The sequence below is a fragment of the Mesorhizobium sp. CA12 genome (assembly GCF_020165255.1).
Classification (GTDB): Bacteria; Pseudomonadota; Alphaproteobacteria; order Rhizobiales; family Rhizobiaceae; genus Mesorhizobium.
In genome coordinates, this window is the sequence record NZ_JAIUHT010000001.1 from 154618 (window position 1) to 166491 (window position 11874).

The window sequence follows — 11874 nt, forward strand, 5'->3', positions numbered from 1 at the left end:
CCGTTTCTATCGGATGACGATGCAGGCGCGCTCCGTGCACAGTGAAGCCGTGCGTCGGCGGCATGGGAGCCCTCACGCTAGGGCACTTGATATTGCACTGCAGCAAGCGTAGAGCACCGCGCGTTTTATCGGAGTATGGTCCATGGCCCTTGCCAATGGTGCTGAGGCAGAACCCGTCGACCAATCGAGCCATCCAGAGATCGAACAGCACAGCGCCAAGGTGTTGATGCTGGGGGCGCTCGGCGTCGTCTATGGCGATATCGGCACGAGCCCGATCTACGCCTTCCGCGAGGCGCTGCACGCCTCGTCGGGCGGCGACGTGGCCAACCGCGCCGACATTCTCGGCGTGCTGTCGCTGATTATCTGGTCGCTCACCATCACGGTCACGGTGAAGTACATCATGTTCGTGCTGCGCGCCGACAACCGCGGCGAGGGCGGCGTGCTGTCGCTAATGGCGCTGGCGCGCGGCACTTTTCCGACACGCTCGGCGATCGTGCTCGGCATCGGCATCGTCGGCGCGTCGCTGTTCTTCGGCGATGCCGTCATCACGCCAGCCATCTCGGTGCTGTCGGCGGTCGAGGGCATGAACGTCGTCACACCCGCCTTCCAGCCCTATGTGGTGCCGCTGACATTGCTCATTCTCGCAGCCGTGTTTGCGGTGCAGCGTTTCGGCACGGGCGGTGTGGGCCTGGTGTTCGGGCCGGTCACCGCCATATGGTTCCTTGCCATCGGCGTTTCCGGGCTGAAGCACATCATCTCGGACCCGGAAATCCTGTGGGCCATAAGCCCGCACTACATCGTGGCCTTCTTCATCAATTCGCCCGACGTGTCCTTCGTCACGGTCGGCGCCGTCTTCCTGGCCGTCACCGGCGCCGAGGCGCTCTATGCCGACCTCGGCCATTTCGGCCGCAAGCCGATCGTGCTGGCCTGGCTTGCGATCGTGTTTCCCTGCCTGCTTTTGAACTATGCCGGGCAGGGCGCCTATGTGCTTGCCAAGGGGGGCACGGTCGGCCACCCGTTTTTCGAGATGAATGAGGGCTGGGCACTCATCCCCATGGTGGTCCTTGCGACCGCAGCGACCGTGATTGCCAGCCAGGCCGTCATCTCAGGCGCCTATTCGCTGACCAGACAGGCGGTGCAGCTCAACATGCTGCCGCGGCTTGAAATCCTGCATACGTCGGAGAAGCAGTCCGGCCAGGTTTATATGCCGCGCGTCAACATGCTCCTGGCGCTGGTGGTGATGCTGCTGGTGGTTGGCTTCGGCGAATCCAGTAGGCTCGCCTCGGCCTACGGCATTTCCGTCACCGGCAACATGCTGGTGACGACGACGCTGCTGTTCATCGTCATGACACGCATCTGGAAGTGGAATATCTGGCCGGCAATCGGCCTGACGGCGGTGTTCGCCCTGATCGACATAGGCTTCTTCGCCTCCAACATCGTCAAGGTGTTCGAGGGGGGCTGGGCCTCTCTCGCGGTCGCCTTCGCCATTATCCTCGGCATGTGGACTTGGGTGCGCGGCAGCCGCTATTTGTTCGACAAGACGCGCCGTAACGAGATCCCGCTCGATTTCCTGGCGGGAAACCTGTTGAAGAAGAAGCCGCAGTTGGTCTCGGGCACCGCCGTGTTCCTGACCAGCGACCCGCTGAGCGCCCCCACGGCGCTGATGCACAGCCTGAAGCACTACAAGGTGCTGCACGAAAAGAACGTCATCCTGTCGGTGGTGACGGCGCCGCAGCCCGTCGTGCCGGACAGCGAACGCGTGAAGCTGGAGACGGTCAACGAGCTTTTCATGCGCGTGACGCTGACCTTCGGCTACATGGAGCAGCCGAACATTCCGCGCGCCTTGGCCATCTGCCGCAAGCAGGGCTGGAAGTTCGACATCATGACGACGTCGTTCTTCCTGTCGCGCCGTTCGCTGAAAGCCTCGCCGAATTCCGGCATGCCGATCTGGCAGGACCGGCTGTTCATCGGCCTGGCGAAGACGGCGTCGGACGCGACCGAGTATTTCCAGATTCCCACCGGACGCGTGGTGGAGATTGGCACGCAGGTCGCGATCTGAGAGGCTGCGCCGTGCCGGTCGCGGCTGGACACCGCATCTCGGAAAGGCGCGCTTGTCGCGACCGCTGAGAGCCTGATCCGGCTCGGATCCCCAAGAAATCGAAGTGAAGCGCGCCGGGGGGACGACCTCCCAGGAGCGCCAGACTTCAGCCGAGCAATGCGGCCTTGTTCGCTTCGAGGAACTGTTTCAGCGTGCGCGGCTTGCGGCCTGAGAGCTTCTCGACCGCATCGGTCACCTCGCCTATGCGGCCGGCGCGGGTGTTGGCATCGAAGGAGACGATGATGCGGGCGAAGTCCTCGGGAACGCCCGCCGCTTTCACCCCTTCGGTCAGCGCCTCGTCCGGCAGTTGGATGACCTCCAGCGGCTTGCCGGTCACTTCGCTTACCAGCGCCGCAATTTCATTCGTGGTATAGGCCTGCGGGCCGGTCAGCGTGTAGATGTGGCTTTCCTTGGAGTCGGATGCGAGGCCGGCGGCGATGGCGGCCGCCATATCGTCGCGCGCGCCGTGAGCGATGCGCCCGTCGGCGGCCGAACTGTACCACTTGCCCGACGAAATGGCATGCGGCAGCGACCTGAACAGGTTCTCCTGATACCAGCCGTTGCGGAAGATGGTGTAGGGGATGCCGCTCGCCTTGATCGCCTCTTCGGTGCCGTAATGGTCGCCAGCAAACAGCACCGGCGAGCCGGGCTCCGGATTGGGCATCGAGGTGTAGAGCAGGTGCGAGACCTTGGCCGCCTTGGCCGCCGCCACCGCTGTCTGATGTTGTTTCAGGCGCCGGTCGCTTTTCAGGTCGAGCTCGCCCGTCGAGATGACAAGCACCCGGTCGGCGCCCGTGAACGCTGCTTCCAGCGAAGCCTTATCGTCGAAGTCGGCGGCTCTCACAGCGACGCCCCGCGCAGCCAGATCGGCGAGATTTTCCGGGTTGCGTGTGGTGGCGATGATATTGGCTGGCGCGACTTTCCGTTCGCCAAGCAGATGATTGATGACGGCGCGGCCAAGATGGCCGGAAGCACCGGTTACGAGAAGGGTTTCGGTCATCGGGTATCCCTTGAAAATGCCAATGGCGGGTCTGATTGATGGTCTCAAAAAGAGACCAGCGCTAAAATAGGAATTGACCGCAGGCTGTAAAGAAGGCAGTTTTTCGGGAGGTAGGCACTGCCAGGGAACCACCCCGGCCGGCCTAAAGCGCGTCGCGATCTTTCAGATTCGCTCCATTCGCTTTATGTTTTTGGTTTTACGCATGTCTTTATCCCGAAACCGGTTCCCACTTTCGGGAGATGCTTTAGTTTCGATCAGCGGGTGTCGCGATGGACAGCAAGATCTTCAATCTGAAAGCCAAGCTCGAGGTCTACAAGGCTATGACGAACGGCGCCAATTTCGCCGATTGTCCGGTCCGCGACGTGATCCAGGGCATCAGCGGCAAATGGAGCTCGCTGCTGGTGATGGCACTGGCCGAGAAGCCCTATCGCTTTGGCGAGCTGCGCCGGCTGGTTCCCGACATCTCGCAGCGCATGCTGACGCAGACGCTCCATGATCTGCAGCGGGACGGCTACGTGCACCGCGAGGTGTTCCCGACCAAGCCGCCGAGCGTCGAATACAGCCTGACCGATCTTGGACGTTCGATGTTCCTGCCTCTGCAACAACTCGTTCAATGGGCCGAACTCAATCATGACGCGGTGCGCGATGCGCGCGCCGCCTTCGACACCGCCCAGGGCTGATCGCTCGACACAAGCGTCAAAGCGCCCGATTGATCCGGCGCGTTCCAAGCGGGATTGTCCCCGCAGGGTCGGGTTGGGGGACGATGGGCAAGTCTTACGAGATCGCGATTGCCGGCGCTGGTCCGGCCGGGCTGGCGGCATCGCTTTACCTCAAGCGGGCCGGACACAAGGTCACCATTTTCGAGCGTTTCGACGCGCCGAGGCCTGTCGGCTCAGGCCTCATCCTGCAGCCGACCGGGCTGACCGTGCTCGCCGATCTCAGCCTGCTCGATGAGATCCTTTCACTTGGCAGCCGCATCGAGCGGCTGCACGGCACTGACGCCGGCAGCGGGCGCACGGTGCTCGAAGTCCGCTATGACGCGCGGCGCGGCCGCCGCTTCGGCCTCGCCGTGCATCGGGCGGCGCTGTTCGGGGTGCTCTACCGCGCCGCCTTGCGCGAAGCGATTGCTATCGAAACCGATGTCGAGGTCGAAACGCTGGAAGTCGGCGAGCGCGCGACGCTGGTCTGCGGCAACGGCAGGCGGCTAGGACCGTTCGACCTCATTGTCGATGCCAGCGGCGCGCACTCGAAACTGCGGTCATATCTCGGCGATAACGCCATGCCACGGCCGCTCGCCTATGGCGCATTCTGGGCGTCGCTTGGATGGCGGGACGGCTTTGACAGAAGCGCGCTGCTGCAGCGCTATGACAAGGCGAGCGTCATGGTCGGCGTGCTGCCGATCGGCCGGCCGGAGCCCGGCGCGCAAGAGATGGCGGCCTTCTTCTGGAGCCTCAAGCCGGCCGATGCCGAACAGATAAAGGCGAAGGGACTCGATGCCTGGAAAGCGAGGGTGGTCTCTGTATGGCCAGAGTGCGAGGCTTTCACCAGCCAGATCGACAGTTTCGAGCAGCTCTCGCTCGCCCGCTATGGCCACCACACGATGACGCTGCCCGCCAGCCGGCGGCTTGCCGTCATCGGCGATGCCGCGCATTCGACCAGCCCGCAGCTCGGGCAAGGCGCGAACATGGCGCTGCTTGACGCCGCGGCGCTCAGCCATACGCTGGCGCACGCGAACGGCATAGATGAAGCGCTGGCGACCTATGTAAGTGCGCGCCGTTGGCATGTGCGCGTCTTCCAGGCGCTGTCGCGGTCGCTGACGCCATTCTACCAGTCGGACTCCGCGGCCTTGCCCTTTGTCCGCGACCGTATGGTTGCGGCGCTGGCGAGAGTTCCGCCAGGGCCGCAATTCCTTGCGGCCATGGTTGCTGGTACGGTAGTCGACCCGTTCAGGCGGATCGGGCTTGCGGAGTTGCAATGGCCTGCAGCCGGATGATCTCGGACAGGTAAGACCCCTTTGCCCGCAGAAAGGCATGCAGCCGCTGCGGATAGTCCAGACCGACGGCTTCCTTCACCGATTTCCGTTTGGTCAAGGCCGCACGCCATGCCTGGACGAGCGGCTTGCCGTCCAGAATGCCGAAGTCGCCGATGCGGTCGAACGTGTCGAAATAGCGGAAGACCGGTCCGTAGACGGCGTCGACCAGCGAGAAACGATCTCCGGCGAACCACGGACCGCTTTGCCTTGCCGCAAGTTCTGCCTCCACACGCGCGAACATCCCGGACAAGCCTCTGCTTTCACGGAGGAAAGCGGCTTCGTCGGCAGCGGAATAGAAGCGGCCGATGGCATTGAGGATCGCCGAGCCGAATTCGATCCAGGCGCGATGCTTGGCCCGGAGCAGCGGATCGGCAGGGTGCAAGGGATTGGCCTCCGTCTCCTCGAGAAATTCGAGGATGACGGCGGATTCGAAAATGACTTCCTGCGCGTCGCCATGCCGGACGCGCAGCAGCGGCACCTTGCCGAGCGGCGAGACCGCCTTGAACCAGTCGGGCTTGTTGGCAAGGTCGACATCGACCCGTTCGAACGGCACGCCTTTCTCGGCAAGCGAGATCGCGGCGCGCTGGACGTAGGGGCAGAGGTGATGGCTGACGAGGGTGAGCCTGGCGGTCATCTCATTCCCCCCAGACATAGTTCAGCGCGCCGTCTTCGACGCGGGTCGACAGGAACATCAGGCGGGAGCCCTTCGGCGCCGGGCCTTCCAGGCGCTCGCCGCTTGCCATGTCGAATTTCGCGCCGTGCCATTGGCAGACAAGTGAGCCGTCCTTGCATTCCAGCGGCCCGCCGAAATGCAGGCAGGCATTGGCCGCGGCGCGGATGCGCTCGCCACTGCGCCAGACATGGACCTCGCGGCCGAAGAAGGGCGCGATCAGGCTGCCGGTTTGCGGGATATCGGCGATCTTGCAGATTTCATGTTTCATCGGAGAACTCCATATCGATGCGTTTGCATCTATATAGATGCATTTGCATCGATCGTCAAGCTTGATGCATTTGCATCTATCCGCTAGGCTGCGCCGATGACGAAGAAATCCCCATCGCCCGAAGCCGTCACCGCCTGGGCGCGCCTCATGCGCGTCTCGCGCCAACTGGTCGAAAAGACCGAGGACGCGCTGAAGGCCAGCGGGCTGCCGCCGCTAGGTTGGTATGACGTGCTGCACGAGCTGGCGGAAGCGGGCGAGGGAGGGCTGCGGCCGTTCGAGCTGATCGATCGCGTTCTGTTGGCACAGTACGGCGTTTCAAGGCTGCTGGCCCGGCTGGAAGCGAATGGCCTGGTCGAAAAGCTGCCGGTCTCCGATGACGGCCGGGGCCAGACCGTGCGCATCACGCCAAGCGGTCGGGACATGCGCCGCCGCATCTGGGCCGTCTATGGCGCTTCGATCGCGCAACTGATGGGCGACAGGCTTCCGGCCCAGGACCTGAAGACATTGGCCAGCCTGCTCGGACGGCTTCGCGATCCACCGACGAGCGATTAGCTGCCGAGCTTTTCGCTGTTTCCGCCTGTCATTTTTCGCCGCGCCCCTTGCATCCGAAACCGGAATGCGCAATAAGCCGAACCGTAACGTACGGTACGCATCCGAGCGACCCGAAAAACAGGACAGAACGTGCTGCAGGCAGGCGCCGACATCGACAACAGCGAGACGCTCACCGAGCGCCAGCAGGCCGTTCTGGATGCGGCGCTTCGCCTGCTGGTCGAGGAGGGCGACAACCTGACGATGACCGCGGTGGCGCGGCGGGCAAGCTGCTCCAAGGAAACGCTCTACAAATGGTTCGGCGACCGCGACGGGCTGCTGACGGCGACAGTGCAGTGGCAGGCATCCAAAGTGCGAGTGGCGCCGGTCGATCGCGAAGGGCTCGACCTTGCTTCGCTGACCGCGAGCCTCGAACGCTTCGCATCCGACTGGCTCAAGGTAATTTCCAGCGACACCTCGATCGCGCTCAACCGTGTCGCGATCAGCCATGCCGGCTCGGGCAAGGACGATCTCGGCGGCGTCGTGCTGCAGAACGGCCGCTTTGCCTTGGCGAAGCGCCTGAAGCCTGTGCTCGAAGCCGGACGCCAGGCAGGACTGCTCGATTTCGAGGACGCCGAGACGGCGTTCCGGACCTTTTTCGGCCTGGTCGGCCGGGACGTGCAGATACGTCTGCTGCTCGGCGATCGGGTGGAATTGACTGGGGCGACGATCGGCGGCGATGCCCGCCGCGCGACGCAACAGTTTCTCGCTCTTTTCGGAGCAAAAACCGGGCCGCAGGCCCTCTGATCTTCAAACGGGAAGGAAGACCACAATGCGTGTCTATTACGATCGTGACGCCGATCTGAACCTCATCAAGGGCAAGAAGGTCGCCATCATCGGCTATGGCAGCCAGGGCCGGGCGCACGCGCTCAACCTCAAGGATTCCGGCGTCAAGGAAATCGCCATCGGCCTGAAGGCCGGCTCGGCGACCGCCAAGAAGGTCGAGGCCGACGGGCTCAAGGTGATGAGCGTGGCCGACGCTGCCAAATGGGCCGACCTGATGATGATGGCGACGCCCGACGAATTGCAGGCCGACATCTACAAAAACGAGATCGCGCCGAACATCCGCGACGGCGCCGCGATCGCCTTCGCGCACGGTCTCAACGTGCATTTCGGCCTGATCGAGCCGAAGGCTTCGGTCGACGTCGTCATGATCGCACCGAAGGGCCCGGGCCACACGGTGCGCGGCGAATACCAGAAGGGCGGCGGCGTGCCGTGCCTGGTGGCCGTGAACCAGGACGCTTCGGGCAACGCGCTCGACCTCGCGCTCTCCTACGCCTGCGGCGTCGGCGGCGGCCGCTCGGGCATCATCGAAACCAATTTCCGCGAGGAATGCGAGACCGACCTGTTCGGCGAGCAGGTGGTGCTGTGCGGCGGTCTGGTCGAGTTGATCCGCGCTGGTTTCGAGACGCTGGTGGAAGCCGGCTACGCGCCGGAAATGGCCTATTTCGAGTGCCTGCACGAGGTGAAGCTGATCGTCGACCTGATCTACGAAGGCGGCATCGCCAACATGAACTACTCGATCTCGAACACCGCCGAATGGGGCGAATATGTCTCGGGTCCGCGCATCATCACCGCGGAAACCAAGGCCGAGATGAAGCGCATCCTGAAGGACATCCAGACCGGCAAGTTCACCTCGGAATGGATGCAGGAATATCGCGCCGGCCTGTCGCGCTTCAAGGGCATCCGCCGTGGCAACGACAGCCACCAGATCGAGGAAGTCGGCGCCAAGCTGCGCGCGATGATGCCGTGGATCGCCAAGAACAAGCTGGTCGACAAGGCGAAGAACTAAGGCGATCCACGTCTTTTTGCCTGCGCGTCCTCGGGCTTCGCCCTGCGGTCGCGCGGGTGATCGCCAAGAACAAGCTGGTCGACAAGGCGAAGAACTAAGGCGATCCACATCTTTTTGCCTGCGCGTCCTCGGGCTTCGCCCTGCGGTCGCACGGGTGATCGCCAAGAACAAGCTGGTCGACAAGGCGAAGAACTAAGGCGATCCACATCTTTTTGCCTGCGCGTCCCCGGGCTTCGCCCTGCGGTCGCGCGGGCGATCGCCAAGAACAAGCTGGTCGACAAGGCGAAGAACTGATCTTCGATTTCAACGTTGCATCCCAAAGGCCGGCGGAGCGATCCGCCGGCCCTTTCTTTGCCAAGCAAGCTGGTCGGTCCGGGATCTAGCCGTAGTGCCAGTGCGGCTTGGGCTCGGTGCCGGTGAACTCGACGCCGATGCGGTCCTCGCGGCGCCAACGGACCACCGCCCTGTAGCCGATGCCGTCGATCGGCACATAGAGAAGGAATTCGTCCGGCACGCGTGCATCGATCGGCACTTTCAACTCTGCGCCGTTAGCATGCATGTTGCGCACCGTGCATCTGACCTCGGAGTTGTTGATGCCGGTTAGGATCGCCGCGCCTTTGAGCACGCGTTGCCTGTGTTGGTTTCTGTGTTCGTTTTCGGCCATGGCGTGCACGTCTCGCACCCCGTTCGCGCGAATCGTCATATTGAGGGACAACGGCATGGATGAATAGCCGCCGCCGATGAATTTAGGGTTATCGGCCGATGGCGAACACAGGTCCGGCAAAATAAAACGGCGCCGCGAAGGGCGCCGTCTCATCCTTCCTGCCGAAGGGCTCAGATATAAGGCGAGATGCACTGCCGGCGCGGGCCGTAATTGGGCTGGAACGTGTTGTCCCAGGCCCGATAGGACCGGTAGCGGTCGTAGCACCATTGGACATGGGCCCTGGAAAGCCGCTCGGTCCGGTAGATGCGCCGCGGCTGAACGTAGCGCGGGTAGGGGTCGTAATAATATGGATCGTAGTAGTTGTTGTAGGCGAGGCTACCCAGGCCCAGGCCTAGCCCAAGCCCCAGAAGGGCGGCGTCACCATTGTCGAAGCGCCGATGATGGCGATGATGCCGCCAGCGCCAGTCGCCGCCATCCCAATTGCGGGAGAAATGACGAGAGCGGAAGTCGTCGCCGCGCCATCTGAAATCCCGGCTCCGCCAGTCGCCACCGCGCCGCCAGCGCCAGTCATACATCCCACGCCGGTCGTTGCCGCCGGCCCAGCTGTCGCGGATGGGTATGATGGTTGCCGCCGTGCTGGTTGCCGTCGACAGATCGGGTTGCAGGATCGGGCCGGCCACCGACGGTGCCGTCACGCCGGCAACGAAACCGAGGGCCAGGAGCCCGGATCGAAGGGAAGAGAAAAGCGGTTTCATTTCACTCTCCAAGGAGCAAAGGCCCCACGCCCAGCACACCCCGGGAAGAGGCCCATTGTTGGAACTTTCCGTCTGAACGGAGGATGAACGGAAAGGTTCCATCAACCATAACGAGTACCGCGCCTGGCTCTTGTTTTCGTCCCCGCTTGCGGGCAAAGGTCACGGCCATGTCGCTTCGGCTTGCCACCTTCAACGTCGAGAACCTGATGAGCAGGTTCGATTTCTCGGGCTATCGCAACCAGCTCAATGAAGACCGCACGCTGGCGCTGTTCGATATCCAGAGCGAGGCCGAATACCGGTTTCTCGAGCAGGCTCGTGCCATCGCCCAGTCCGACGACACGCGCCAGCTGACGGCGCTCGCCATAGCAGCCACCCGCGCCGACATCATCTGCATGCAGGAGGTCGACAACATCGAGGCGCTGAAGGCTTTCGAATATGGCTATCTGTTCAAGATGATCGGCCAGGGCTATCGGCAGAAATACACCACCGCCGGCAACGATACGCGCGGCATCGATGTCGCGGTGATGATGCGCAACGAAACCGCGCAAGGGCAGCCGATCGACTTCGTGCGCATGACCAGCCATGCCTATGTCACCTTCGAACAGTTCGGCCTGTTCACGCCGGAGCTCGCCGCGCTCGGCTATCTCGCCAATGAGCGTGTCTTTCGCCGCGACTGCCTGGAGATCGACCTGAGGGTCGGCGGCGTGCCGTTGACGCTCTATCTGGTGCATTTCAAATCGATGGGGCCGCCGCGCAACGGGCTGGATGGCCGCCAGGCGTCGATGCCGCTGCGCATCGCGGAAGCGCAAGCGGTGCGCCGCATCGTCGAGGAGCGTTTCGGCAAGGACCATGCCGCCGACAAACGCTGGGCTATCTGCGGCGACATGAACGATTACCGGCAGCGCGTGAAGATCGATGGCGACGCCATCGACGGCTACCGTTTCGAGGTCATAGACGAAGCCCGGTCCTCGATCGATGTGCTCACCGCCGGCGGCTTTTGCGAGAATGTTGTCGAGCGGCGTCCGGAGATGGACCGCTGGAGCTTCTACCATACGCGCGGCCCGGAGGAGCGGCACCTTTGCCAGCTCGACTATATCCTGCTGTCGAAGGCGCTGGCCGCGAAGAACGCCACCGCCGTTCCCGACATCATCCGCAACGGCCAGCCTTGGCGCACCATCTTTCCGCCCGGACAGGAGGTCGAACGTTTCCCGCGCGCGGGCTGGGACAGGCCGAAAGCGTCGGACCATTGCCCGGTGGCGATCACACTGGACATGGCATGACGCTGTTGAGTTTCGACCTGCCACGCAACGTCATCCTTCCGGTCGATGCGGTCGATGTCCGCCTCGATCCCGGCCCGCATCCCTTCGCGCTGAGCAATGCGGCAGCCATCGCCGAGAACTGGCGGCAGGAGATCGCCACCAACCCGGCATTGTTCGACGGCGCCGTGGTGCTGCTTGCCGAGCTTGCCTACCGCGACGGCCGCCTCGTCGGCCGCTGCCATGCGGTCAACTATTCGACCTTCATGCTGTGGCGCAAGCGGCGCGAGAATTCCGGCGCCGAGCACGCCTATGCGCATGCCGTGCTGGTCGCCGGCGACAATGCGCTGGTGGCGATCCGCATGGGGCCGCATACGGTCAATGCCGGCCGCGTCTATTTCGCCGCCGGTTCCTTCGAGCCGATCGATTTCCGCGACGGGCTGGTCGATGTCGACTTCAACATGATCCGCGAAGTGAGAGAGGAGACCGGGCTCGATCTTTCTGCGGCCGAGCGCGGACAGCGCTATCACGCGCTATCGATGGCAAGCGGCACGGTGATCTTCCGCCGCTACCGGGTGGCTGAGCCAGCCGACGAGCTGGCGCGGCGCATCAGCGCCTTCGTCGCGGCCGAGGCCGAGCCCGAGATCGAAGGGCCGGTGATCATCCGTAGCGCCGACGATCTGCCCGACGGCTTGATGCCGCACATGAAGCCGCTGGTCGAGTGGCATTTCGCCGGCGATCGTTAGCA

The 11874-nt window shown here is 63.4% G+C and carries 13 protein-coding genes; 8 read left to right on the plus strand and 5 right to left on the minus strand.

The window, feature by feature from the left end; genetic code table 11:
* Nucleotides 1-142 precede the first annotated feature (142 nt).
* A complete protein-coding gene (locus LB520_RS00710; protein ID WP_140839874.1) occupies nt 143-2059 on the plus strand; it encodes a potassium transporter Kup in 1917 nt (638 codons plus the stop codon).
* A 145-nt stretch (nt 2060-2204) separates the two neighbouring features.
* On the opposite strand, the gene LB520_RS00715 is transcribed toward LB520_RS00710, so the two are convergent.
* A complete protein-coding gene (locus LB520_RS00715) occupies nt 2205-3098 on the minus strand; it encodes an SDR family oxidoreductase (protein ID WP_140839876.1) in 894 nt (297 codons plus the stop codon).
* 269 nt (nt 3099-3367) lie between these two features.
* On the opposite strand from LB520_RS00715, the gene LB520_RS00720 reads away from it, so the two are divergent.
* Entirely contained in the window at nt 3368-3778 is a 411-nt protein-coding gene (locus LB520_RS00720) for a winged helix-turn-helix transcriptional regulator (protein ID WP_095764800.1), read from the plus strand.
* A gap of 83 nt (nt 3779-3861) precedes the next feature.
* Nucleotides 3862-5091: an FAD-dependent oxidoreductase gene (locus LB520_RS00725; RefSeq protein WP_224636056.1), complete on the plus strand. Its 1230-nt coding sequence runs from the start codon at nt 3862-3864 to the stop codon at nt 5089-5091.
* On the opposite strand, the gene LB520_RS00730 is transcribed toward LB520_RS00725, so the two are convergent.
* Both LB520_RS00730 and LB520_RS00735 read right to left on the minus strand, forming a co-directional pair.
* On the minus strand, nt 5045-5764 hold the full coding sequence (locus LB520_RS00730; RefSeq protein WP_224636057.1) for a glutathione S-transferase family protein: 720 nt from the start codon (nt 5762-5764) through the stop codon (nt 5045-5047). The genes LB520_RS00725 and LB520_RS00730 overlap by 47 nt on opposite strands.
* 1 nt (nt 5765) lies before the next feature.
* Nucleotides 5766-6071, minus strand: coding sequence for a Rieske (2Fe-2S) protein (locus LB520_RS00735; protein ID WP_224634264.1), 306 nt, complete (start codon nt 6069-6071; stop codon nt 5766-5768).
* A gap of 96 nt (nt 6072-6167) precedes the next feature.
* Here LB520_RS00735 and LB520_RS00740 point away from each other — a divergent pair, with 96 nt between their 5' ends.
* From LB520_RS00740 to ilvC, 3 genes are all read left to right on the plus strand, one after another.
* On the plus strand, nt 6168-6623 hold the full coding sequence (locus LB520_RS00740) for a MarR family winged helix-turn-helix transcriptional regulator (RefSeq protein WP_224600866.1): 456 nt from the start codon (nt 6168-6170) through the stop codon (nt 6621-6623).
* A gap of 132 nt (nt 6624-6755) precedes the next feature.
* Complete coding sequence (locus tag LB520_RS00745) at nt 6756-7406, plus strand: TetR/AcrR family transcriptional regulator (protein ID WP_263482313.1); 651 nt, start codon at nt 6756-6758, stop codon at nt 7404-7406.
* Nucleotides 7407-7431: 25 nt separating this feature from the next.
* On the plus strand, nt 7432-8451 hold the full coding sequence (gene ilvC, locus LB520_RS00750; RefSeq protein ID WP_140724924.1) for a ketol-acid reductoisomerase: 1020 nt from the start codon (nt 7432-7434) through the stop codon (nt 8449-8451).
* 379 nt (nt 8452-8830) lie between these two features.
* Here ilvC and LB520_RS00755 read toward each other — a convergent pair whose 3' ends face one another.
* Both LB520_RS00755 and LB520_RS00760 read right to left on the minus strand, forming a co-directional pair.
* Nucleotides 8831-9115 carry a PilZ domain-containing protein gene (locus tag LB520_RS00755; protein ID WP_095764807.1) on the minus strand — a complete coding sequence of 95 codons (285 nt, stop codon included), beginning with the start codon at nt 9113-9115 and terminating at the stop codon, nt 8831-8833.
* A 170-nt stretch (nt 9116-9285) separates the two neighbouring features.
* Nucleotides 9286-9870, minus strand: a complete 585-nt coding sequence (locus tag LB520_RS00760; protein WP_224636059.1) for a BA14K family protein — start codon at nt 9868-9870, stop codon at nt 9286-9288.
* A 167-nt stretch (nt 9871-10037) separates the two neighbouring features.
* On the opposite strand from LB520_RS00760, the gene LB520_RS00765 reads away from it, so the two are divergent.
* Nucleotides 10038-11150, plus strand: a complete 1113-nt coding sequence (locus LB520_RS00765) for an endonuclease/exonuclease/phosphatase family protein (protein ID WP_224601984.1) — start codon at nt 10038-10040, stop codon at nt 11148-11150.
* Nucleotides 11151-11155: 5 nt separating this feature from the next.
* A complete protein-coding gene (locus LB520_RS00770) occupies nt 11156-11872 on the plus strand; it encodes a hypothetical protein (protein WP_224636523.1) in 717 nt (238 codons plus the stop codon).
* The last annotated feature ends 2 nt before the right edge of the window (nt 11873-11874 follow it).